The sequence below is a fragment of the Streptomyces sp. NBC_00569 genome (genome assembly GCF_036345255.1).
In the GTDB taxonomy this organism is placed as follows: Bacteria; Actinomycetota; Actinomycetes; order Streptomycetales; family Streptomycetaceae; genus Streptomyces.
Genome location: NZ_CP107783.1, coordinates 2,160,616 through 2,183,349, shown reverse-complemented (window position 1 = coordinate 2,183,349; position 22,734 = coordinate 2,160,616). Strand labels below are relative to the sequence as shown.

Sequence of the window (22,734 nt, the reverse complement as noted above, 5' to 3'; positions counted from 1 at the left end):
AATGATCACCCGTGAGATCCAGCTGACTGCCCAGATCACCGGCACCCCCATGCTCGACCATTTCACCGTCGCCAAGACCGAGGTGGACGGCGAGGTCCTGGTACGCACCGACCAGGTCGGGCTCGCCGCGACCTACCTGGAGCTGATGCGGGCCGACTGCACTATCCCGGTCCCCGCCTGGCAGCCGGGGCAGCGGGTAGGGGTGGCCGCCATCGGCACCGTGGTCCGGTCCGACAGCCCCGAACTCGAGGTCGGCGACCTGGTCCAGTCGATGACCGGCTGGAGCGAGTACTCGGCCGGTCCGGCCGGCTCGTACCTCAAGCTCGACCGCGAGCTCTTCGCCGACCCCGGTTACTACCTCGGCCAGGGCCCGACCGCCTACTACGGGATGGCCGAGGTAGCGGCCGTAGGCGAAGGCGACGTGGTCTTCGTCTCCGGCGCGGCGGGCGGGGTCGGCTCGCTGGCCGGGCAGATCGCCAAGTGCCTTGGCGCGGCGCGGGTGATCGGCAGCGCCGGCAGCCCGGCGAAGGCCGACTACTTGGTGAACGAGCTCGGCTACGACGCCGCCTTCGACTACCACGACGGCTCCCTGGCCGACCGGCTGGGGGAACTCGCGCCCGAGGGCATCTCGGTCTTCTTCGACGTCGTGGGCGGCGAGCAGTACGACGCTGCGCTCCAGGCGGCCCGGCCCGGAGCACGCTTCGCTCTCTGCGGTTCACTGTCCAGCCAGCTCGGCGACGCGGCGCAGCGCTTTCCGCGGCCCGACCGCGCGGCGGCCGAGGCCAAGGGAGTCGAGCTGCTGCCGTTCTCCTGCTACCACACGCCCGATCAGATCGCCGCCTGGCGCGAGCACTTCAGCAGCTGGCTGGGCGAGGGCCGCTTCGTCTACCCGCAGACAGTGGTCGAGGGCGGGATCGAGGATGTGCCGCAGGCGTTCCTCTCCCTGCTGCGGGGTTCCTACCGGGGCAATGTCTCGGTGCGGCTGTCGTGACCACACTCTCCCTCCGGGCCCTGAACCGGGCGTTGATGGAACGCCAGTTCCTGCTGACCCGCACCGATCGCACCCCGCTGGAGGTGATCGGGCGACTGGTTGCGCTGCAGGCACAGGAGCCCAACTGGGCCTATGTCGGGCTGTGGAGCAGGATCCACACGTTCGCGCAGTCCGTGCTCACCGCACTGCTGCAGGACCGGCAGGTGGTCCGCTCCGGTCTGCTCCGCAGTACTCAGCACCTCGCCGCGGCCGACGACTACCGTCGGTTGCGGCCGTTGCTGCAGCCCGTTCTCGACCGCACGGCCGGCTCGCCCCACTTCACCCGGAACAACACGGGCCTGGACACGGCGTCCTTGGTGGCCGAGGGACTCGACCTGCTCGCGGGAGGGACGCTGTCGCGCAACGAGCTGGCCCGGCGGCTGGCCGAACGCCATCCGGGACGCGACGGGCGCATTCTGGCCGGGGAGGTTGAGCTGCGCACTCCCCTCGTACATGGCGCGGACACCGGCGCATGGGGCTCGTGGGGCAACCGGTCGGCGGTCTCGGTCACGCCCGCCGAGGTCTGGCTGGGACAGCCGATGGCGGCGACGGCGCCTGCCGCAAAGGCCTCGGCCAAGGAGCTGATCCGCCGCTATCTGGCGGCTTTCGGCCCGGCGGGAGTGAAGGATGTTCAGGCCTGGTGCGGGCTGACCCGCCTCGGCGAGGTCGTCGCGGAGATGCGCGCCGAACTGCGCCGCTACTGCGGCCCCGACGGCAGGGAACTGATCGATCTGGCCGACGCTGAGCTGCCCGACCCCGAGACCCCCGCCCCGGTGCGGCTGCTGCCTGCCTTCGACAACGCCCTGCTCGGCCACGCCGACCGGACCCGCGTCATCAGCGACGAGGACCGAAAGCGGGTGATGCCCGGCCGGGCCCAGGTACGGCCCACCTTCCTGGCGGACGGCCGGGTGCAGGGAACCTGGTCCCTCGACGCCGGGACGCTGCGGCTCACCCCGTTCCGACCGCTCTGCGCAACCGATCGGGCGGCCCTGGAACAGGAAGCCGACCGGCTGCTGCCGTTCGTGGGAGGCAGGATGGTGTCCTGCAGCGACCCGGTCGCGACCTGCTCGTCTTGAGGTTCCACCCCGGCATCTACCGCTGGAACGAGGCCAGGTGAGGCGAGCGCCCGATTGGTGATCCGAGCGCGAGGTGCTGCGTCATCGCGGTCGCACCGAAGGCACAACCCTCACACCACGTTGGGGGTCAGGCGGCCGACGTGGCAACGTGACACAGCACTGCGGCCCGGTGGAGTCCGGTGTGCAGTCATGGACGGCGATTCGGGCGGTTGTCCCAACGGCGGCCGGTCCCGGCTCGTCGCAGCCACGAGGGCAATACAGGCACAGGCCTCCCCAGTGGTCACAGAGCGTTGCGGCTCCATGATCGCCAAGACCTGTGCCTGCTCTGCCGCCGGGGCGGCGCCCCCGCGCCTGTCTGTGCGAGTTCTTAGAGATCATCTCAATTGGAGATGCCGGTAGCCTGGTGACGTGTTGCTGACTGAGCGTCTGGTCCCTGACGGGTTGTGGGAGTTGTTCCAGCGGGTGGTGCCAGAGGCGCCGACGCGTCCGCAAGGAGGTGGTCGGCGCCGTCATGGTGACCGTGAGGTGTTGGCGGCCATTGTCTTCGTGGCCACGACCGGTTGTACGTGGTCGCAGGTCCCGCCCGTGTTCGGGCCGTCCGGGGCCACGGCTCACCGCCGGTTCATGGAGTGGAGCCGACAACGGGTCTGGGCGAAACTGCATCGCCTGGTCCTAGACGAGCTGGGGGCTCGAGGCGACCTGGACTGGTCGCGATGCGCGATCGACTCGGTGAACATGCGCGCCCTGAAAAAGGGGATCTGACGGGTCCGAATCCTGTAGATCGGGGCAAGTATGGCTCGAAGATCCACTTGATCACTGAGCGGACTGGACTTCCGCTTTCCGTCGGCATCTCCGGCGCCAACCTCCACGACAGCCAGGCCCTCGAACCACTCGTGCGCGGCATCCCACCGATCAGATCCCGGCGCGGTCCACGCCGCCGACGCCCCGCCAAGCTTCACGCCGACAAGGCCTACGATAACCGTCACCTGCGGCAATGGCTCCGCCTACGCCACATCACACCCCGCATCGCCCGCAAGGGAGTTGAGACGTCACAGAAGCTGGGGCGCCACCAGTGGACCATCGAACGCACCATGGCCTGGCTCGCCGGCTGCCGACGTCTCCACCGTCGCTACGAGCGGCGGGCCATCCACTTCCTGGCCTTCACCAGCATCGCCTGCACCCTCATCTGCTACCGCAGACTCACCAATTGAGATGATCTCTTAGTTGTCGCGTGTCCGGCTGGGAGGTATCGAGCGGACCTTCGGCCGGCAGATACAACCAGCAGGGCTTGCCGTCCGGCGGACAATCGGTGCCCACGCCTGCCCTGTCCCCGGTGAACGTGCGGCGAGCTCACCGGCGAGGAAGCGCAGAGCCGGGGTGGACGAACGGTGCCGGCTGGGCGGACAAACACGCAGAAGCTCCTGGTGGACGGGCGACCTTGGTCGTGACCTCGTCTACCAGGAGCATCTTCACGTTCGGATACCACTCGCCCCAACTGCCGGCCGGACCACCCGGGTTGGGGCTCGCGGGTACTGATGCGGAGCGAGGATGCCTATTCCTGGAGCTGCCTCGGATCGATCGGAATCTCTCGTGCCGTCTTCTCGGCGCGCTGCTCGGCGCCCAGCTGTCGCGTCGCGGTTCCGCAGCAGCGGTCGTACTGGTTCTGCCAGTCCGTCATGAACGGGTCGTAGCTGGACTGTCCGACCAGCTTCAGGTCCGACTCGTCGTTGTGCCAGATGCCGTTGCTCGTCCAGTTCGAGGAGCCGACGAACACGACCCTGGAGTTGGCTGTACCCGCGTAATTGCCGCTGACCATCATGTACTTGTCGTGCGTGTAATGCAGAGCGTTGCCGTTCGCGTCGGTGCCGCGGGTGGTGTCGTGCACGTCGATGTTGGCACGGTTCTTCAGGTAGCTCTGCACGCTGTCATCGACCTGGGCGGCGGTGATGAGAATGTGGATCTTGACGCCGGTTCCTGCCAGGCTCACCAGCTTCTTCGGCAGCTCCAGATAGTTCTGGTCGCCCGGCTCCCCGTGAGAGGTCCACTGGAACATGGCGATGTTGATCGTGGCCGGCGCCTTGATGTTGTTCAGGAAGTCGACCCAGGTGTCGCTTCTGCTGCGGGCCTTGGGCCACTGGTAGGAGGGCGGGGACAGTTTCCTGGCCGCCGTGCCGTTGGTGGAGTCGTAGTAGTCGGGTGCGAGCGGGCCCGGGCCGTTGATCGCTCCCTTGGCCATGGCGGTGAAGTAGCTGACGTAGGAGTTGTACAGCTCGACGTTGCCCTTGACGGTGGCGCTGCTGTTCCACGCGGTGTTGGCCTGGGCACCGGTGGGGTTGGCGCTGCTGACGGTCACCGTCCTGTTCGCGTCGGACCCGCCGCTGAGCATGTAGTACTTCGCGTGCAGGGCGGAGCCGTCGAAGTGGGTCAGGCAACCGCCCGGGCACATCGCGGCGAAGCTGGAGGCCTGCGGGTCGTTGCCCAACTCGGTGACCATCGACTGCCAGATCGCGTTGTCGCTGTGAGCGTCCATCAGCGCCTTGACGATGACGCCGCGCTGGTGCGCGGCGATCAGAGCGTTGGCGAAGTCCGGGCCCGGCTGTCCGTTGCTCATCGAGTACATGGCGACGCGGATGGTCTGCCCGCAGCTGGCACTGTTGATCGAATCGATGATCGGGCCCATGACCTTCATCTGGGCGGCGGGGTCTTCCGGGTCGTTGAAGCGCGGGCCCGGGGTGGAGGTGAAGGTCCGGGACTCGCAACTGAGCGGGTCCTTGGCCTTCTTGACCGCGGCGTCCGCCGGTGTCAGCGCCAGCACCGTGACGGCCAGTGCGGTGATTAACGTGAACATTCGCTTCATGGGCGGCCTTTCGCTGGGCTGTTGATGATGAAGAGTCGGCTTGCCGCAAGAGGCCCGCAGGAGCGATGCTGCCGTCAGCGGAATCTTCTACTGTCTACCGATCGTTCCGACTATGTTCTTTACGTCGCCGCACCGTGCATCGCAAGACTCTTCGAGCAGGTGAGCGACCGCGGGGTGTTGCTCTGCCGGTCGGCCGATGGGCTGTCACCGTGGGGAGTGACAATCGCCTGGCGCGGTGACCGTCCATACCGTCGGGCCGGCGCTAGCGCCCCTGCCGCCACGTGCTTTTGACGCGTCCGAGGCGACGACTGGGGTGAACGCCTACACCCCTGGCAAGGCGGGGAAGGCATGCGAACCCTTTCGGGCTCGTGGACTACGGAGCGCCGGCTCGCGCTGTGCTGACGCTGACGCAGCTGTGGCGACAGCGAGATAACGAAGTTTCAACGTCCCCCCGGAGTGTCCTGAAGGTTGCCGCGAGCCGCCGATGATGGCCGGCGCCTACGCCCCACTCCTCGCGCAGCGGCCCCACGGGCAAACTCCCAAGCGGGCGCGCACCAGCCTGAACTGGCCCTACCCTCCCTTGCGGAAGATTACCACGATAGTTTCACGTAAAATCTACATTCTCGTCTGAGCGGAGACATAGAGGCCCACTCCAACTGAGTTCGACGGTCAGCCTGTTGGTGTGTGACGCTCAGTGAGGTTCTCCCCATCAGATGTGGTGGCGGGAACGCCTGCTGGCCGTACAACGCGAAGAAGCTCCTGGTAGTCGGGTTCTCGACCAAGGTGACCCGCGTCCATCGGGAGCTTCGGTGCTTGGCCATCCGTCGCCCACCGAACTGTCCAGCCGCACCCTGCGATACCTGACCGGGCAGCTCCGTGCCCGGCATCGCGAGATCGGAACGCATCCGCGGCGCCTGCCCGTTGGCCGCCAAGCCCTGCTCGCCCTGGCTCACCTCAGGCGTGAGGGCGCCTATGCCCAGCTCGCCGCGGGGTTCCGCATCGGGATCGCGACCGTGTACCGCTACCGGGATCCATCCGCAGTGCTCCGGCCTTCCGGCCGGGGGTGAAGCGGAAGCTGCCCAGCCGTTCCCGGCCATCGGTGAAGCGGGTTCGTGGCGGACCCGGCCGATCTGGCGGCGCAGCGCGGCGTCCTCGTGCCGCAACGCAACGCCTCCGCATCCTTGCCCACGCGGCTGCGGAGCACTGCAGCGGGCGCGGTGATCGGATTCAGGGCCGGCGTGGTGGGGATCGACGGCAGTGTCGAAGGGGCATCCCAGGCGCCGCGGGGGCCGTTGCCGCGCGCGGAGAAGCTGCAAGCCAGACCCGGAATCGTGTCTCCGAACGGGACAAGAAACTGGGAAAAAGAACTCGACGCGCAGGTCCACCCCCGTCACGTACTCGTCCTTTACACTTTCGCCGTCACATAGCGTGAGGAATGATGTGAGAAGCGTGATTGAAGTGCTGCGTAGCCCGCGGCGCCCCCTCGTGCTCGGCACGGTGCTGACCGTCGCGCTCGCCGCACAGTCAGCTCTGATCGTCGCCCAGCAAATGCAGATCGACGACCTGCAGATGCAGCCCGTCGACGTCCAGGCGAACGTGAAGCCTGGCCCCTCAGGGCCGTCTGGCCCCCCTGGCCCCTCAGGTCCCGGTGGCCCTATCGGCCCGGCAGGCAAGGACGGCACGGACGGGAAGGACGGGAAGGAGGGCACGAACGGGAAGGACGGCACGGCCGGGAAGGACGGGCAGGATGCTGTCGTTCCGCCTGCGCCAGCTGCAAGTTAGACACTCGGCCGCACTGGCCGACTCCTGCGGCGCGCACCGGAGGGTATTCCGCCCTTGCGCGGGGCCGGACAGTGCAGTCGGAGTCGTGGACAGTGCCCGGACGGGTGTGGCGCCGCCGATAGTGCCGGACGTGCCGGTGGCACGGCGCGGGATCGTCAACCGGCCGCCGGGGGCCGTTCCCGGTCCGTCGCGTTCATAGCGGTTGTGGGCTGAAAGTGAACGCCGCAGCTCGTGACGCATCTTGGGCTCTTCGCGCGCCGAACGGGCGCCCGAAGTAAGTGAACATGTCCTTGCACGCCCGCCTGCGCTGCGCCCGTGACGTGCTTCAGCCTCTCCCCTCAGTGATGGGAAGAAGTGGGGTGTCCGGTCGCCCCGAGAAGGACGCTCGACGTAGAGGTCCGCCTTTGCCGCACCCTTGCCCTTTGCCCCTTGTCATCACACAACGTCAGGAATGATGTGGGAAGTACGAAAGAGGCGTGGCGCAGCCCGCAACGCCGCCTTGCAATCGGCGCAGCGCTGACCATCATGCTCGTCGCGCAGACAGCTGTGATCGTCGCCCACCAGCAGCAGATCGACCAACTCCAAGCACGGCGCATCGCCCTCCAGGGGAACAGCGTCCAGCAGGGTCTGCCCGGCCCACCTGGCCCCTCCGGCCCCTCCGGCCCGGCTGGCCCCACCGGCCCGACAGGCGTGCCGGGGTGGCATGGGCGAAACGGTCATCACGGCCCACCGGGGCGCGACGGAAGACCAGGGAGGAATGGCAGGCACGGGAGGGTTATCTACCTCAAGTCGTGCCACCATTCGGCCGCCTGTACCCGCTGCGCTTCCAAGCTGTCATCGGCCAAAACGCGTTCCATTGACCAGCCGCCCAGGTCAGCCCGAGGTCCGCGAGCTGCTGGAGTTTGTCGTCGGTGAGTGTGCCCCTGGAGCGATACGAGCACGAGCACGCCTCCAGGAAAAGACGGTGGGTTCGTTACCTGCCTGCAGCCATGCTTCTCGCCGCGGTGGTCATTGACCTCGCCTGGCCGGAAGCCAACACCCTTCCCCTCCTGGCCGCTGTCTCCGTGACCGCAGCACCGATGTTCTCCCTGGCCTGGACGGTCACCAGTGGTGTGGCGGCCTGCGTGGCCGGTGCGCTCCTAGCTGTTCGCGAAGGCCATATTGCTCTGTCCGCCCGTTCGGATGTCATTGGGCTCACGACCATCGGTGTCCTGACTGTCGTCGCGGCCCTCCTCAATCGGATGTTCGCACGCGAGCGGGAACAGCTGAGAACGTCCCGCCAGGTGGCGGAGGCCGTCCAACGCGCGGTGCTACCGGTAATGCCCGACCGCGTCCGAGGACTGGCCGTCGCCACCCGGTACCGGGCTGCCCAGGAAGAGGCCCTGATCGGCGGCGACCTCTACGCGGTCCACGACACCCCCTACGGCGTCCGCACGGTGATCGGCGACGTCCGCGGCAAAGGCATGCAGGCGGTCACCATGGTCAACACCCTGCTGGGCTCATTCCACGCGGCTGCCCTTCAGCTGCCCGACCTGCCCGATGTCGTCCGAGGCGTGGAAGTGCAATTGCAGGACGTCAAGAGACGCCAGGCCGATGCGCCGTACGAAGACTTCGTGACCGCCGTTGTCGTCGAGATCTCCCCCGACCATTCTGTGCTGCGCATGGCGAACCGGGGCCACCCGGCGCCGCTGATGGTCCACCAAGGCAAGGTGACCGTTCTGGAACCGCAGGAGCCATCACTGCCGCTGGGCCTGGGCGACCTGGCCGGGCCTGATGTCCCGGTGGACCAGTTCGAGCTGCCCCCCGGCGCCACGCTCGTGATGTTCACCGACGGCATCACCGAAGCCCGCGACCAATACGGCACCTTTTTCGACCCCGTCCCACCGCTGACCGGTCCCCTTCCCTCAAACCCCGGCGCCGTACTGGACGCCATGCTCACCGCTCTGTCCCGGCACACCAAAGAACTCGAAGACGATGTCGCGGCCATCGCGATCACACGTGTCCCAGTCAGCAGCGTCGGACAAGGCCCTTCTGCCACACCGCAGGTAGGTGGATCGTAGAAACGACGGCAGCGGAGCCTCAGCGGCCGAGTCGGGGACACACCTACGACCTGAACGGTCGGGGTCGTTGTGCCTTGCCTGCCACTCGCTCGAGACGCCTGCGGCGTGAATTCGGCGCAGCCTCAATGGCCCCAGCCAATTGACGGGCTGCCGGCCATCAGCAGAAGGAGGGAGGATGGCAGCCCACGACGGGCACAAGCTCCAAGGACCAGCCTCAGCCTTGTCGCCGCGATCGCACGGATCCGGCGTACTGGATCAATCGGCGTTCTGCCTGGCCTCCAGATCTGCTCTGGGCCATTGCTGACCGACGCTGCTCGTCTCTGCTGGTGTCAGATACTCCCGGATGCTCCCTGGCACCCCTGCCTCCCGGTTGAAGGGGGTGAGGTCTGGCGGCAACCTGCTGTGAAGGCATGCGCGTCGATGACCCACCCTCGCCGGTCCGGAACCCGTACGTCTACGGCGGAGACGGCCATCGGTGGAACGAACCTGCCGACCGCCGAGGCCAGTCGTCCCACCCGCTTTGCCAACATGACGATGTCTTGCCGCAGACTTGGCGGCCCTTTGGCGGGGTACTGCCTTTCCGGCGCTTAGCGTTCCCGCCATGCCGTCCCTGCCCTCACGCTCCCCACGCCACGGCGCCCTCCAGGTCCTGCCGTACCGCAAGCCGACCCGCGGTCGGGACTACTGGATCCTGGACAACGTCCTGCCCGACCCCGACGTTGTGCGGGCCCGCATCCTTGAGCGCGACGACTGGGTGGAGGGCTACCCTCACAAGCCCGAGCCGTGGCCGGGGCTGCGCACGATGCCCGGTCTTGAGCCGGCAGAACTGGCGCACGTGGAGAAACTGGTGCGCAAGACGACCGGCGCTCAGAAGCTCTGGGCCGTGGATCCCGCCTGCGGCGGCACCTTCAACCACAACTGCGTCCAGGTCGTCGGCAAGGGCGAGTGCGAACCGCGCCCGCACACCGACTCCCGCAGCCTGTGCCGCTACGCAGCGGTGCTGTACCTCAGTCCGGCGCTGCCCAAGGACTGCGGCACCAGCTTCTACCGCCAGAGCCTGCCCGGCGGTGTACTCGGTGGAAATCAGGTGCTCGCCCCGCACAACAACCTGGTCGACGCGCTCGGCACTCGCTTTGTGCCGGAGGACTCCTTCACCGAGGACCTGCGCGTCCCGCCCCGTTACAACCGACTGCTGCTGTACTCGGCCAACCTCATCCACACCGCGACCAGTTACACGGGTACCACCCTGGAGGACAAGCGGATGACGGCTGTCTTCTTCTGGATGTCCTAGGTGCCTGCCGTCGGGTCCACCCGGAGCGGGGGCCAGTGGCGTGGACAACGTCCCTTGGTATCTGCTGTCCCCTTCGGTAGACGGCGACAGGTCCGGCACTCCTTCGCCCCGTGAGCCGTGGGGTATCCGGATGGAGATCCGTCACCGTGCGTCGCGGAGCTGAAGAAGGTAGGCGGCCGTCAGCGCAACAGCACGGTCCTCATCGTGCGACAGCTCCATGAGGGCACGTGACACCGTCGTCCCCGGAATGTCCGCCAGCGCTTGGGTCAGCCGTCCGCGTGCAGGCGCTTCTGTCGTGTCGTGGGCAAGGCGGTCGATGAGCCTGGCTGCGATCTGATCGGCCATCGCGGTGTCGCTCGCCAGCTTGCTCAGTGCGTCGGCGGCATCAGTGTCGTTCCTTCCCTCCACGATCATGTCGATGAGCGTCGGGACGGCTTCGGGCACTCCACGTGTCCCGAGGGCCAGAGCCGCATACCCACGGACCCCGACGTCGGAGTCCGTGAGAGCGTCCCGCAGGTGCGCGGTTGCCTCATCACCGGACATCACGGCGAGGGACTGAACCGCACGTTTCCGCACCGCGGCCACCGGCGAGCCGAGGCCCTTCGCGAGCAGGGCCGGGCCGCCGTCGCCCGATTGTGCCAGCGCCCATCGCAGGACGCCGGCGACGTTCGGCTCCGTCTCGCTCAATGCCGCCTCGACCAGGGCCTCCACCGGCACCGGAACCCCACCTACCGAGGAAAGAGCCGCGCGCTGGCGAGCGTCGGCACTCTGAGACCCCAGTGCCTGGAGGAGCGCAACGATCTGGAGGACGTCCTCCCAGCCGGCGGGGTCCGCGGCGTCGATCTGACGCAACCGCGTGAGCAACTCGGTCTCGGCCGAGATGCGGTCGCTCGTCTGACGCATGAGGTCTCCGACCAGCGCCGAGGGCGTGAAACCGGGATCGTCAAGCGCACGCCCGATCTCACGCAGCGACATACCCAGCGACCGCAGGCTCTCGACATGGAAGATCCGCCGGATGTCTTTTGCGGAGTACTCCCGATATCCGGAGCCCGTACGACCCGAAGGCCGCACCAGGCCGAGCGATTCGTAATGCCGGAGCATGCGGGCACTGACCCCGGACCGTCTCGACACCTCACCGATCAGCACAGTTCCTATCGTCCGTCCTGAGGGGCTCCGGCGAGGGCCACGGCGCGCTTGGCCTCCTCGATCGCCACCTCGAATCCGGCGTCCGGGTCGCGCAGCAGCCGTTGTGTGGCAAGCGCGTGCGCACGCACGCCCGGGTCATCAGCCGTCGTCGCGGCCTGCACAACCGGCACGATCACTTCCCCCAGCGCGACCAGCGCCTGACTGAGACTCAGCTGTGTCCCCTGCTCCCCGCGCCCCAGTTGCGCCGCCAAGTCCGTGGCCAGGGAGGACTCTTCACCCTCCGGCACGAGCACGACCGCGGCCCGCCAGGCGCTCCGCGCCACCTCGGCGTCGGCGTCGGACAACAGTGCCCGCGTGATCGCCGGCCACGCCTGCCGGTCCCCGATCTTGGACAGCGTGTGCAGCGCCTGACTGCGTGCCTGCGCACGCTCCGAGCGGAGTTCGCGGAGCAGCTCGGGGAGCGTCAGGGATACCGGGTGGCGGACGAGCGCCCAGGTCAGCATGTCGCGGACGAAGAACTCAGGCTCGATCGCGCATCGCTGGATGAGCTTGTCGACGAAGCGCGGGTCGGGCGCCGTACCGACCGCCAGAGCAGCCCGCAGTCGGACAGACGAACGGCTGTCCTCCAGTCCCTGGAGCGCGCGAATCGCATCCGTGTCCTGTCGCGTCATGGTCATCGGAACCACCTCCTTGGGAAGCAGTGAAGACCTTGTCACCGTGTCAAGGTCAAACGGAGTCGACTGCCCGATCACGAGTCACTGAGGGGATGCCCCGTGTGTACTCCAGCGGGTCCGGCTCCGGGTGCTCGATGATCGTGGCGCGGTCGTGTGCGGCGTAGGCGCGCGTCAGGTCGAGCGCTCGCCATGCGGCCTGGTTCGTCCAAGGGTCGGTAAGTCCTGGACGTCTAGTCGATTCCAGCTGTCGCGAGCTGAATCGGGCTGGCACGGCTACCCGTCAGGCGACCGTGATCGAGACGGACCCGCCCCGGCGTCAGCGGCCGGCACGTTGACGCGCTGGTGCGCACCATGCCCGAGCGTTCTGACCGGATGGAAATGGAAGCGGGGTCCGGGGCAGAGCCCCCGTGACCCCGCTTCCATCGCCCCGGGCTTTACGGCAGCCGCAGCACACCGGCCAGCGTCGGACCGACGAACGCCGCGAGCTCATCCCGGGTCGGCCCGGTCGCAGGTCCCCGCCGTGTCACGGCAAGCGCAGCAGCCGCATTGGCGCCCCGAGCCGCGTCGAGCGCCCCGACGCCTTGCCCCAACAGCGCCAGAAATGCGCCCACATGCGCATCTCCGGCCCCGTTGCTGTCGACCGCGTCCACCGGGAACCCGGGGACGTGCACCACGTCGCCGTCCCCCGGCGGAGCCAGCCAGCACCCGTCCTTGTCGGCCCGCACGAGCACCCCGGCACCGTCCCGCAGCCGCTCGCGCAGCATCCGGGCCGCCTTGGGGGGCGCGGTCACGCCTGTCATCAGCCCGGCCTCCCGGGCGTTGCAGCTCAGCCAGTCCGTCCGGGCCAGCACCGGGTCGAGCACCGTGGCCGGGATGTCCGCGACCAGTGGCGCCGGGTCGAAGCAGACCCGTACACCGTCACCGAGTCCCGCCACCAAGGCGGACAGCAGCGGCCCGTTGACCTCCATCACCAGGCCGTACCCGGAGAGCTGCACCAGGTCGCCGTCGCGCACGGTTTCGGCGATGGCGGCTGCCTCGGGCGACGTCATTCGCGCGTCGACCCCGAAGCTCGTCACGAACGTCCGCTCGCCACCGCTGTCGACGAGCGCCACACAGAACCCGGTGTCGCCGTCGGTGCGGGCCGGGTGCAGAGTCTTGATGCCCTCCGCCGCGAGTGAGGCCCGCACCAGTTCTCCGTAGGGCCCGGTGCCGTGCAGCCCAGCGTAAACAGCCTCGGCGCCGAGCCGGCGCGCCGCGGTGAGTGTGTTGAAGCCACCGCCGGCGTAGAGCTCGGTGCGTGTACCGATCACGTCGCTGCCGCGCTCGGGTAGCGCAGGGACGTCGATGACCAGGTCGGCGATGACGTTCCCGGCAAGGACGACACGGGACTCGACGGTCATGGGGTGGCCTCCTCAAGGGCGACGGAAGAGGAGTCAGGGGAGTCGAAGGTCACCGGCGACCTCCGCCCGAGGAACGTGTACAGCGCACCGCCGACCGCGATCGCGACGAGCCAGCCGAGCCCGTTCACCCCGAGCCAGGACCCGGTCAGCGGGCCCTCGAACCAGACGTCGTCCGCGCTCGTCGCGGCCTTCGTGAACAGCAGCCCGGCCGTGATCGCAGCCAACCACGCGACGACGGCAGGCAGATGGAAGCCGCCGCGGTACCAGTACCGGCCGCCGTGACCGGTGTCCATCAGCCCCGAAGGGTCGTACTGCCGGCCGCGCAGTATGTCGACGGCGATGACCCCGATCCACGCCGAGATCGGTACGGCGAGCAGCGTGAGGAACGTGCTGAACGGGCCGTAGAAGTCGTCGGCGATCAGCATGAAGTAGATGCCGCCGAGGAACATCAGGACGACGTCCAGGCAGACCGCCCAGGTCCGCGGTACGCGCAGGCCGAGTGTGATCATCGTCAACCCGGCCGAGTACGTGGACAGATGGTTGGACATCAGCAGACCGCCGAACGCGGCGAGGAGATACGGCACCGCCATCCACGACGGCAGCATCGCGTTGATCGCCGACACCGGGTCGGCCGAGGTCGCCAGCGTGCGGTCGCCCGCCGTGAGCAGTGAGCCGAGCGAGATCAGCAGCACCAGCGGGATGCCCGCGCCGAACGCGGAGGCCCGCACGAGACGGCCGCCCGGGATCGCCCGCGGCAGGTAACGGGCGTAGTCCGCACCGGCGTTGGCCCATCCGATGCCGGTTCCGGCGGCGATGAAGCCGATCCCGGCGACGACACCGCTGACCGGTCCGGCCGGGGTGTCGAGCACCTTCGACCAGTCGACGGTCGCAACGAGGAAGCCCATCACGATCAGGTTCAGGACCCCGAAGGCTATCGTCGCCCACTTGTTGATCCACATGATGGTGGCATGCCCGAGCCCGCTGATGAGCAGCGTGCAGGCGATGAAGACCAGGAGGCAGACCAGCGTCAGGACCGTGCCCCGGCCGACCCCGAACAACGTGTTCAGCAGGGCAAGCAGCGCGTACGCCGCCGTGGTCGTCGTGATCGTCTCCCAGCCGACCCGGCTGAGCCAGGTCACCAGCGTCGGCCCGTGATTGCCGCGCTGCCCGAAGACGGCCCGCGACAGGGTCAGGGCGGGCGCGCCGCCCTTCTTCCCGGCCAGGCTGAGCGCGCCGACGAGCGCGAAGGAGCCGACCGAGCCGACGACCGCGACGAGCACGGCTTGCCAGATGTTCAGTCCGCGAAAGGCGACGAGCGTCGCGCCGAGCGGCAGCCCGAGGATCGAGATGTTGGCGGCGAACCACGTCCAGAACATCTGGCTCGCGTGGCCGTGCCGCTCGCTGTCGGGGACCGGTTCGATCCCTCGGGTCTCCACGGTGCCGACGCGGTCGTTCTTCGTCGAAGCGGCCATCGCGGAACCTCCTTACAAAGGGCAGAAGGGCAGAAGGGGGTGTTGTCAGGGGGTGCGGTAGGTGAGCAACTGCCGTGTCAGTGGCTCCAGGTCGAGCTGATTGACGTCGCGCAGGGTGCGAACGGCGTCGGCGGGCAGAGCGGCGAGGCCGCTTACGGAACCGGCGATCGCACCGGCGATCGCGGCGATCGTGTCGCTGTCGCCGCCGAGGTTCGCGGCGAGCAGCGCCGAGCGCCACGGGTCGCCGCCTGTCAGGGCGAGCACCGCGAAGGCTGCGGGGACGGACTCCTGGCTGGCCACGCTGGTGCCGATGAGCGCGTCGATACGGTCGAGGGCCGTGGCTTCGTCGAGGCCGGAGACCAGTTCCCTGGCCCAGCCGATCCGGGCCGAGATGCTGGCGCCCGCGATCCAGTGACCCCGCTGGGCGCCGGCCGCCGACGCGGCTATGGCGGCATCGAAAACGTCGTTGAGCGAGCCGCCCGCGATGCCGGTGGAGACGGCCGCCGCGACGGCCGCCGCGCCCGCGATGCCTACCGTCGTGTCGTGCGTGACCTGGCAGGATTCGACGACCTGGTCGAGGAATCGATCCGGCTTGTCGGCGTTGAAGGAGAAGGCGATTCCGACCGGGGTGACCCGCATCGCGGCGCCGTTCGTGGTGCCGTACTTGCCGGCCTCCTTCGGGTCGGTCCCTCGGGCCACCGCGTCGAGGGCTGCCTTGGTCGACGGGCCGAGCAGGTCGAAGGATCCCTTGGCCTTCATGTCCTGTTCCCAGGACAGGAGTTCCTTGGCGAACCGCAGGGGGTCGACGTGCCCGCCGCCTTCCACGATCAGCCGCGCCACGATGATCGCCTGGTCCGTGTCGTCCGTGATGGACCCGGCGGGCATCCCGGCGCTGACCGGGTTGTCGGGCTGCGCCGGTTCGAAGCCGCTTAGAGTGCCGTAGACGCGGATGACGTCCGCGCGCGACATGACCTGCGTCGGCATGCCGAGGGCGTCGCCGAGCGCAAGCCCGTGGAAGGCACCGGCGGCGCGGTCGAAGAGGGCGGATTCGGGGGTGATGCTCACGGGTGGCCTCCTCGGCCGGTGCGTACGTGCAGTTGGAACCGGGACGGGTCGAGCAGGCTCGTCACCTGCTCGACGACGTCCCCGGCCGCGTCGCGGAACACCTGGGCGACTCGGAGGAAGGATTCGCCGGGGGAGCGGTGCAGGGCCGTGGCGTCGGCGTCGTCGAGTCCGGCGACCGCGATGTGCGCGTCACCGGTTTCGGGGATGTGGCCCGCCGCGGTGAGCGTCCGGCTCAGGGAGCCGCCCTCGAGGCCGCGTTCGGCCAGGTCGGCGAGCGGCCCGATGGCGGGCACCCGGCTGAACTCCAGCGAGACGCCGTGTCCGTCGGGCAGTCGGCGCACTCGGTCGAGGGCGATGAACTCGGCGCTTTCCAGGCCGAGTTCGGTGGCCAGCCCCTCGTCCCTGATCCGCTCGAAGCGGAGCGTGTGCGTCGTCAGCTCGGTGCCCTGCGCGGCCAGGGCCCGGGTCCAGCCGAGGCCCTGGTCGAGGGGTGTGCCGTCGAACGTGACGATCGAACCGATCCCGGCGTGTGTCTCGATGAGCCCCTGCTCGCCGAGGGCGCTCAGGGCCTGCCGCACGACCGTGCGGCTCACCCCGAACCGCTCCCGCAGCGCGTACTCACCGGGCAGCTTGCTGCCGTCGGCGTGCACGCCCGTGCGGATCTCCTCGGCCAGTACATGGGCGACGCGATGATGCTTGTGAACCTGTCCAGGCATGTCCAGAAGATAGCCACGGAGAGCTGGACCTGTCTACACCTGTCCAAATCTGGTTTGGGGATCACATCTCCGGAAGGGGACACACGCACCGCCGGGCCACGGTCGCGGCAGCACGGACCGCGACCGGTCTGCGTGCACACGTGCTCTTCCTCCATGCCCGGCCGCGCACCTCGCGGGCCGCACCTCGCGGGCCCGAGGCAGAGGGTCGTACGCCCACGCCCGCCGGTTCCCGCGACCTTCATCGCCCTCGTGCGACCGGTCGCGTTCAGCGGCCGGCTGCCCCGACAAGGACGACAAGTGCGCAGAGGACGGCCGCGAGAGCCATCGCCATCGCAGCCGGGACCCCGAGGACCAGACGGTCCGCGGGCCGCTGCCGATGGGCGAGTTTGAGCGCCACCCACGCGGCCTGCGCGAGTACGCCGCCAACGAAGGCGAGCAGCAGCGGCATGATGCCGTCCGGAATTGGCAATGCGCTCGTCACGAAGGCTCCCGCGACCGGGCTCAAACAGGCCAGCGCGATCCACGGAGCAATGCGCCGCCTCGGTTGCACCCCCAGCAGAGCGGCCAGCGCCAGGCCCTCGCTGGCCGCGTGCACGAGGAGCGCCGCCACCACGGCGACCGAGGCGGTCAGCGCCAAAGTCGCACCTTCCAGGAAGCGGTGCAGAGCGAGCCCTGACGCTGCGCCGATGCCGCCCGCACGACCCGGCTCGCACGGGCAGCCCATACGGACCAGGGCAGCCATCACCGCGTACGAGGCGAGCGCGGTGACCGGTACCCCCCACAGCGGCACGCCGGCTTGGTGGGCCTCGTCCCACGCGTCGGGCAGAAGATCGAGGACTGCAGTGACCAGCAAAATCCCGGACGCGGCGGCCAGCAGAAGCGTCGACCGGCCCGATCCGCGCCGCGCCAGCCAGACGCCCACCACAGTGGCCACGGCCACCAGAACCACGGCCACCAGCGTTTCGGCGGGGGGCAGCTGCCACCCGGCCCCGTCGTCAGTGTGCGCGCCTGCTGCGTAGAGCACGGAGAGCATGTCCCCTCCCTCCGAGGGAGCGGGCTTGCGTGCGCGGTGACCGGGCGAACCGGCTTCTTACCTCACTATTCCACCGCGCTGCCCGTGCGCGATTCGGCACCGCCCACGCCAAGTCTGACCTGCCCCAACCTCACGTGGTGCGCGCCACCGCCAGTGCGCTGTGCGGTCCTTCCCGGCTGCATTTCACACCATCTGGGGCGGCATCCAGTCGAGCCGTTTCGGCGGGTCCCGAAGCAGTCTTTGCCCAGCCGACGTCGGAACCGGCGTGGCCTCCAGGGGACCTACCGTGCCGTCCGCCGCCCGGATTGCCCAGGGGCCGGCATGACAGGCAGTGGCCTCGCCGCCACGGCGGCAACCGCCGCAAGCACCGGCGTCGGCGCTCGCGGAGCACAAGCGGTCAGCTGCGGTAGCAGTACGAATCCGAGGAGGCGTCGCCGCCTTGCAGGCGCGTCTGGTGCACGCGCAAGCCCAGGAAGTCCGGGCCGTGCGGGTAGAAGCGGCTGTCGACGGACAGCCCGCCGTGCGAGGTGTCGGCGTCGAGTTTGACCATCCATGGGTCGATGCCCATGGGATAGAACTGCGCGTCCCAGGCGCTGTACAAGGAGTTCGTCAGGTACACGCGCCGCCCGTCGCGGCTGAGCTCGACCATCTGCGCTCCGCCCGTGAGCGGAGTGTTCGGTTCGGCGGGATGGGGCTGCCGGCTGCCGATGCCGCCCAGACGCACGGACGCGGTCTGCTTCGGATGGAACGGGTCGCTCACGTCGTACTGATGCAGATCGCCGGTTCCCCACGCGGATACGTACAGCCACTGGTCGTCCACCGACAGGTCGATGTCGGTGAACAATGGGGGCACGGCGCCGTACGGCTGCAGTGCCGGGGGCAGGTCCTCCTTTTGCGCGGGCTCGGCAGGGACGGTGATCACCTTGTGGACCACGAATTCCTCGCCCTCCCGGTTCCACAGGTAGACCGACGCCGACAGGTCCTCCACGTTGACCACAGTGTTTGTGAAGCCCCACGTTGCCTCGGGGTCGTGCGCGGGACGCAGTTCCAGCACCATCTGGTTCTCATCCCCCAGATCGACGCGCTGCAGGTGCCGGCCGGAGTCCAGCTCCCAGAAGTGCAGTGAGTGGCCGTATCGGCGCCCCAGGAGCAGTTCGGGTACAAGGCCGTCCTCGATCATCGAGGGGGTGCCCCACTCGCTGGTCACGGCGACGTTCTGGCGCAGATGCCACCAGAGATCGTAGGAGAGCCACTGCGGTCCGCGGTCGCTCTCCCAGGCGCGCAGCACGTCGAAGCTTTCGTGGTCCAGCAGTGCGACGCCGCCAGGCCCGTCGGCACCGTCCGCGCCGCCCAGGAAGGACAGGAACACTCCGTCGGGGCCACAGTGGAGTGTGTGGGGACGCGAATATCCGGCCTTGGCGGCCAACTCCTCGGGCTCGATCACCTTGATCAGGCGCGGGCGGGCGGGCTCGGGGCTGGTGTCGAAGACGTGCAGCCGGGAGGAGCGCAGTCCCGGGACGATGAGATAGCGCCGCGCAGCGTTGTGATGACCGGCATGCGCCAGCGCGCTCGAGCAGGCGTTCCAGCCGAAGTGGTGCAGTTCGTTGCCCAGTCCGGGCAGCTCGGCGTGGGCGGTCACGCGGCCGTATGCGGGCGACCCGGGGTCGGTGTCGACGGTGAACAACGCGTCCGGGCGCTGCGCGGTCGGGTCGAAAGCGACGACATAGGCGAACTCCTCCGGTGGCGCGGCGACGGCGTCCGCCGGAGTGCGGTACAAGGTGGGGTCACTGTGGTCGTCGCGCTCGTGAGCGTGCTCCGTCGTCGTCATGGCTGTTCCTCACTCCCGAACGGGAGCCTGGATCCTGGGGGACCCCCGACAGGCAGCCGGGCTCACCCGTTCGAGATCGATGTGCGGACGCAGGAGGGCGGATATGCCATATAACGAGCGTTTCACAGCCCCGGAGCCTTGCCAAGGCGGCGACGGACCGCCTCAGTGTGCGGCTCGCTGAGAGGGCGGCGGCGAGCGGACACCGGGCCTTCCGGCCGACGGTCACCTCTGCCTCCTTTACAGCTGCTGCTCTGGCTCTCCGCGGCGATGCCCTGGATGATCGGCGCGGCCGCAGCGGTACAGCATCCACAGGAATGACGGTTTGATCCATAACAAGCCGTGTTCACAGACCTTTCGTAAGCCGGGACCACGCATCTCCTGGCCGCCTACGAGGCCCGATGCCAGGCTGCACGGGGAACCTCCGTTCTGACTTCGGACGCTACTTGGCCCGCACGGGCGGCTTCCTGCCTTTGCGCCCGGCGTGCTCCGTCGCGTCGCGCAACAGTCGAAAATCGGTGGTCACCTGAGTCGGCCGAGCCCACGCTGTACGCCATGGAAGAACCGCACCGCAGGATCCGCGCGCTTCACACGGCATCCACGATCACCGTCTATCAGGCGTACCGCCCTGAGATCGGACTGCCCGCCGTCCGCGACGGCCGTTTTCCCGCCGCGTGGAAGCCCGACCGCATGACGTGGATCAAACCCAGTTTCATCGGGTTCCTCCGTGGATACCCCTGCCTTCAGGCAGGGGAGGAAACGGACTCCTGCGGAGCAGGGCAAGGTGGGGTCATTCGCCCCCCAGGGCGAAAGGCCGTGCTCTGGCCCGCAGGTTTGGTCTCACACATCGGTCGCACTAGTTTGTGAGCGTGGCCACGACTTGTGTGAAGCGGGCGTTCAAGTACCGCTTCTATCCGACCGATGCGCAGGCGGCCGAGCTGTCGCGCACGTTCGGATGCGTGCGCAAGGTCTACAACCTCGCGCTTGCCGCCCGCACCGAAGCGTGGGCGCGGCAGGAGCGGGTCAACTACAACGCCACCTCGGCCATGCTGACCGCATGGAAGAAGACAGGGGAACTGGCGTTCCTCAACGAGGTTTCCTCCGTACCGTTGCAGCAGACGTTGCGGCACTTGCAGATGGCGTTCACCAACTTCTTCGCCAAGCGGGCTAAGTATCCGCGCTTCAAGTCGAAGAAGAAGTCGCGGAAATCTGCCGAGTACTCCACCAGCGGTTTCCGGTTCCGTGCCGGGGAGCTGACTCTGGCGAAGATGGCCCGGCCGCTGGACATCGTGTGGTCGCGCCCGCTGCCCGAGGGCGTGTCCCCGTCCACGGTGACCGTGTCGCAGGATGCGGCGGGGCGCTGGTTCGTCTCCCTGCGGTGCGAGGACCCGGCCATCGCGCCACTTGCCGCTGCTGATGCGGCAGTGGGAATCGACGTCGGTCTGGAGCATCTGCTGACTCTGTCCACCGGGGAGAAGATCGCCAACCTCCGGCACGAACGCCAGGACCGTGCCGCCCTCGCCCAGGCGCAGCGCCGCATGGCGAAGAAAGCGCCCGGCAGTGCGAACCGGGCCAGGGCCCGGCGCAAGGTCGCCAAGATCCACGCCCGCATCGCCGACCGTCGCCGCGACCACCTGCACCAACTGACCACTCGACTCGTTCGTGAAAACCAAACGATCGTGATCGAGGACCTGACCGTGCGCAACATGGTCAAGAACCGGAGACTTGCCCGCGCCATCTCGGATGCGGCGTGGTCGGACTTGCGGAGCATGCTGGAGTACAAGGCCGCCTGGTACGGGCGGGAAGTGATCGCGGTCGACCGCTTCTTCCCCTCGTCCAAGCTGTGCTCCCACTGCGGCAGCGTGCAGGGCACGATGCCGCTCCACGTCCGTACCTGGACGTGTGAGTGCGGCACGACCCATGACCGGGACGTGAACGCGGCACGCAATCTTCTGGCCGCCGGGCTGGCGGTGACAGTCTGTGGAGCTGGTGTAAGACCTCAACGGAGTTCTCCGGGCGGGCAGTCGGCGACGAAGCAGAAAACCCCACGGCGCGAGCCGTAGGAATCCCCCTCCTTCAGGAGGGGGAGCATGTCAAGTGGATGATGTACCGCTCCGGCTGGGGCACGAAGGAGGGGCAGGAGACCGTCCTCGCCGTCGAGATCACTCGCGACGGCTTCGACTGGGCGCTGAGCCGTGCCTGCCTGTCGAGTTACGTTCGCGGACTGCATCCCGATCGCGGCACCTGGCAGCGTGACCTCAAGCGCGCACCGGTCCGTGTCCAGTGGGATCCCGAACGCGATCTGCACCTGCGTCCCCTGTCACACCGCTCGCTGCAACTGGGGCTCTCGGGTGAGGCATCGGCGCATTACGCGGACGAGTGGATCGTGTCCATCAGCGACGTGACCCCGCTCGCCCACGAGATCCACGCACTCGTCAAGGACGGCGAACTGGACTCGGCCACCCGACTGCTCCCCCCTGAGCAGGGATACCCCGCCAGTGCAGAACTCCTGGCCCACCTGTGTCCCTGACTGGCAATCCGGGCACAACCGCCGCCACCACCCACGGGTCACATGGCGGCAAAGGTCTGTGAACGCTGCAACGGCTGCCGTGCAGCAACGCACGGTAGGGGAAGGGCCATTCACGCGATGGGGCAGTCCTTGGCGGCCAGCTCGCGGTGTGGGTAAGACCCGTCAGGCATAGCGCCACGCAACCAGTCGGCGAGCCACTCGGCCAGCGGTTGGCTCAGTGGGGCCAGAGTGTGTTCCTTGCAGCAGAGGTTCGGATCCCAGTCCCACATCTGCCCGTCCGCCGTCTTGAAGTCGACGAGAGCCCACATGGCGCAGCCCCGGTCCATGAGAGGCACGAGCCCCGAAGGCAGGCCCCGCTCGGGATCGGAGAAGTCGCGGTACGCCATCTTGATGTCTTCGCAGTCGCTGAACCAGTCTCCCGTATCCGTCAGAGACACGGCCTCCCACGGCCCGAAGCCACCGTTGCAGACTTCCAGGTAGATCCTTTTCAGCAAGCCGGGCATCGGGTGCCCCACGGTCCGCTCGAAGGCAGCTGCATCCTCCGGCGAAGCCGGGCCGGGAAGTCCCTCGTCAGCCGCATATGCGCGGACAGCCGCTATGAACTCGTCATCGGTCACCTGCAGATCCTCGGCGGCAAAACGTCGTTTGTCGACGTCCCGCTCATGCAAGCTCAGGGCCATGGGGGCGCGGCCGCTCGGCGAGTTCGGTCAACTACATGGCTCGCAAGTCTTTTTAACGATGTAAGTCCTGTGCTGTGATGAGCGCCATCGCTGAGGC

The 22,734-nt window shown here is 68.2% G+C and carries 19 protein-coding genes and 2 pseudogenes; 10 read left to right on the top strand and 11 right to left on the bottom strand.

Features of this window, described 5'->3' with window-relative positions; genetic code table 11:
• Position 1 precedes the first annotated feature (1 nt).
• The 3 genes from OHO83_RS10080 (at position 2) to OHO83_RS10070 (ending at position 3,317) form a co-directional block, all read left to right on the top strand.
• Complete coding sequence (locus OHO83_RS10080; protein ID WP_266675896.1) at positions 2-991, top strand: MDR family NADP-dependent oxidoreductase; 990 nt, start codon at positions 2-4, stop codon at positions 989-991.
• On the top strand, positions 988-2,106 hold the full coding sequence (locus tag OHO83_RS10075) for a winged helix DNA-binding domain-containing protein (protein ID WP_330279255.1): 1,119 nt from the start codon (positions 988-990) through the stop codon (positions 2,104-2,106). Before OHO83_RS10080 ends, OHO83_RS10075 begins: the two co-directional genes overlap by 4 nt.
• A 414-nt stretch (positions 2,107-2,520) precedes the next feature.
• Positions 2,521-3,317 (top strand): IS5 family transposase gene (locus OHO83_RS10070; protein WP_405638262.1). Its coding sequence is split into 2 segments (ribosomal slippage): positions 2,521-2,853 and positions 2,856-3,317, totalling 795 coding nucleotides; the frame shifts between segments, so codons are not numbered across the junction.
• Between the two features lie 341 nt (positions 3,318-3,658).
• Here OHO83_RS10070 and OHO83_RS10065 read toward each other — a convergent pair.
• A complete protein-coding gene (locus OHO83_RS10065; RefSeq protein ID WP_330279254.1) occupies positions 3,659-4,954 on the bottom strand; it encodes a phospholipase D-like domain-containing protein in 1,296 nt (431 codons plus the stop codon).
• Positions 4,955-5,772: 818 nt separating this feature from the next.
• On the opposite strand from OHO83_RS10065, the pseudogene OHO83_RS10060 reads away from it, so the two are divergent.
• The 4 genes and pseudogenes from OHO83_RS10060 to OHO83_RS10045 all read left to right on the top strand — a co-directional run.
• Positions 5,773-5,988 (top strand): annotated as a pseudogene (locus tag OHO83_RS10060) (transposase family protein); the annotation flags it as partial.
• An 87-nt stretch (positions 5,989-6,075) separates the two neighbouring features.
• Positions 6,076-6,390 (top strand): hypothetical protein, encoded by a 315-nt coding sequence (locus OHO83_RS10055; protein ID WP_330279253.1) that lies wholly within the window; start codon positions 6,076-6,078, stop codon positions 6,388-6,390.
• Between the two features lie 1,344 nt (positions 6,391-7,734).
• On the top strand, positions 7,735-8,805 hold the full coding sequence (locus tag OHO83_RS10050) for a PP2C family protein-serine/threonine phosphatase (RefSeq protein ID WP_330279252.1): 1,071 nt from the start codon (positions 7,735-7,737) through the stop codon (positions 8,803-8,805).
• 601 nt (positions 8,806-9,406) lie between these two features.
• Entirely contained in the window at positions 9,407-10,096 is a 690-nt protein-coding gene (locus OHO83_RS10045; RefSeq protein ID WP_329432871.1) for a DUF6445 family protein, read from the top strand.
• A 141-nt stretch (positions 10,097-10,237) separates the two neighbouring features.
• Here the strand turns inward: OHO83_RS10045 and OHO83_RS10040 are convergent, their stop codons facing one another.
• The 9 genes from OHO83_RS10040 to OHO83_RS46985 form a co-directional block, all read right to left on the bottom strand.
• Positions 10,238-11,242 carry a MerR family transcriptional regulator gene (locus OHO83_RS10040; protein ID WP_330279251.1) on the bottom strand — a complete coding sequence of 335 codons (1,005 nt, stop codon included), beginning with the start codon at positions 11,240-11,242 and terminating at the stop codon, positions 10,238-10,240.
• Between the two features lie 5 nt (positions 11,243-11,247).
• A complete protein-coding gene (locus tag OHO83_RS10035) occupies positions 11,248-11,919 on the bottom strand; it encodes a HEAT repeat domain-containing protein (protein ID WP_330279250.1) in 672 nt (223 codons plus the stop codon).
• Positions 11,920-12,350: 431 nt separating this feature from the next.
• On the bottom strand, positions 12,351-13,316 hold the full coding sequence (locus tag OHO83_RS10030) for a PfkB family carbohydrate kinase (RefSeq protein WP_330279249.1): 966 nt from the start codon (positions 13,314-13,316) through the stop codon (positions 12,351-12,353).
• Complete coding sequence (locus OHO83_RS10025; protein WP_330279248.1) at positions 13,313-14,788, bottom strand: purine-cytosine permease family protein; 1,476 nt, start codon at positions 14,786-14,788, stop codon at positions 13,313-13,315. The genes OHO83_RS10030 and OHO83_RS10025 overlap by 4 nt, the downstream gene beginning before the upstream one ends.
• A 45-nt stretch (positions 14,789-14,833) precedes the next feature.
• Complete coding sequence (locus tag OHO83_RS10020; RefSeq protein WP_330279247.1) at positions 14,834-15,853, bottom strand: ADP-ribosylglycohydrolase family protein; 1,020 nt, start codon at positions 15,851-15,853, stop codon at positions 14,834-14,836.
• Positions 15,850-16,569: a GntR family transcriptional regulator gene (locus OHO83_RS10015; protein ID WP_266675916.1), complete on the bottom strand. Its 720-nt coding sequence runs from the start codon at positions 16,567-16,569 to the stop codon at positions 15,850-15,852. The genes OHO83_RS10020 and OHO83_RS10015 overlap by 4 nt, the downstream gene beginning before the upstream one ends.
• A 265-nt stretch (positions 16,570-16,834) precedes the next feature.
• Positions 16,835-17,602, bottom strand: a complete 768-nt coding sequence (locus OHO83_RS10010) for a hypothetical protein (protein ID WP_330279246.1) — start codon at positions 17,600-17,602, stop codon at positions 16,835-16,837.
• A gap of 397 nt (positions 17,603-17,999) precedes the next feature.
• Positions 18,000-19,430: a selenium-binding protein SBP56-related protein gene (locus OHO83_RS10005; protein ID WP_330279245.1), complete on the bottom strand. Its 1,431-nt coding sequence runs from the start codon at positions 19,428-19,430 to the stop codon at positions 18,000-18,002.
• Between the two features lie 237 nt (positions 19,431-19,667).
• Positions 19,668-19,736 carry a hypothetical protein gene (locus OHO83_RS46985; RefSeq protein WP_405638260.1) on the bottom strand — a complete coding sequence of 23 codons (69 nt, stop codon included), beginning with the start codon at positions 19,734-19,736 and terminating at the stop codon, positions 19,668-19,670.
• A 246-nt stretch (positions 19,737-19,982) separates the two neighbouring features.
• Here OHO83_RS46985 and OHO83_RS09995 point away from each other — a divergent pair.
• The 3 genes and pseudogenes from OHO83_RS09995 to OHO83_RS09985 form a co-directional block, all read left to right on the top strand.
• Positions 19,983-20,189: pseudogene (locus OHO83_RS09995) on the top strand (DUF4291 family protein); the annotation flags it as partial.
• A gap of 107 nt (positions 20,190-20,296) precedes the next feature.
• Positions 20,297-21,490, top strand: a complete 1,194-nt coding sequence (locus tag OHO83_RS09990; RefSeq protein ID WP_330279244.1) for an RNA-guided endonuclease InsQ/TnpB family protein — start codon at positions 20,297-20,299, stop codon at positions 21,488-21,490.
• A gap of 2 nt (positions 21,491-21,492) precedes the next feature.
• Positions 21,493-21,957: a DUF4291 domain-containing protein gene (locus OHO83_RS09985; RefSeq protein ID WP_405638259.1), complete on the top strand. Its 465-nt coding sequence runs from the start codon at positions 21,493-21,495 to the stop codon at positions 21,955-21,957.
• Between the two features lie 110 nt (positions 21,958-22,067).
• Here OHO83_RS09985 and OHO83_RS09980 read toward each other — a convergent pair whose 3' ends face one another.
• Positions 22,068-22,637 carry an SMI1/KNR4 family protein gene (locus OHO83_RS09980; protein ID WP_266675926.1) on the bottom strand — a complete coding sequence of 190 codons (570 nt, stop codon included), beginning with the start codon at positions 22,635-22,637 and terminating at the stop codon, positions 22,068-22,070.
• Positions 22,638-22,734 lie beyond the last annotated feature (97 nt).

Excerpts from the sequence above, each read along its gene's own strand:
- OHO83_RS10015 (WP_266675916.1), bottom strand. The coding sequence starts at position 16,569 with ATGCCTGGACAGGTTCACAAGCATCATCGCGTCGCCCATGTACTGGCC.
- OHO83_RS10035 (WP_330279250.1), bottom strand. The coding sequence starts at position 11,919 with ATGACCATGACGCGACAGGACACGGATGCGATTCGCGCGCTCCAGGGA.
- OHO83_RS10030 (WP_330279249.1), bottom strand. The coding sequence starts at position 13,316 with ATGACCGTCGAGTCCCGTGTCGTCCTTGCCGGGAACGTCATCGCCGAC.
- OHO83_RS10045 (WP_329432871.1), top strand. The coding sequence starts at position 9,407 with ATGCCGTCCCTGCCCTCACGCTCCCCACGCCACGGCGCCCTCCAGGTC.
- OHO83_RS10050 (WP_330279252.1), top strand. The coding sequence starts at position 7,735 with ATGCTTCTCGCCGCGGTGGTCATTGACCTCGCCTGGCCGGAAGCCAAC.
- OHO83_RS10065 (WP_330279254.1), bottom strand. The coding sequence starts at position 4,954 with ATGTTCACGTTAATCACCGCACTGGCCGTCACGGTGCTGGCGCTGACA.
- OHO83_RS09980 (WP_266675926.1), bottom strand. The coding sequence starts at position 22,637 with ATGGCCCTGAGCTTGCATGAGCGGGACGTCGACAAACGACGTTTTGCC.
- OHO83_RS10025 (WP_330279248.1), bottom strand. The coding sequence starts at position 14,788 with ATGGCCGCTTCGACGAAGAACGACCGCGTCGGCACCGTGGAGACCCGA.
- OHO83_RS10010 (WP_330279246.1), bottom strand. The coding sequence starts at position 17,602 with ATGCTCTCCGTGCTCTACGCAGCAGGCGCGCACACTGACGACGGGGCC.
- OHO83_RS10080 (WP_266675896.1), top strand. The coding sequence starts at position 2 with ATGATCACCCGTGAGATCCAGCTGACTGCCCAGATCACCGGCACCCCC.
- OHO83_RS10005 (WP_330279245.1), bottom strand. The coding sequence starts at position 19,430 with ATGACGACGACGGAGCACGCTCACGAGCGCGACGACCACAGTGACCCC.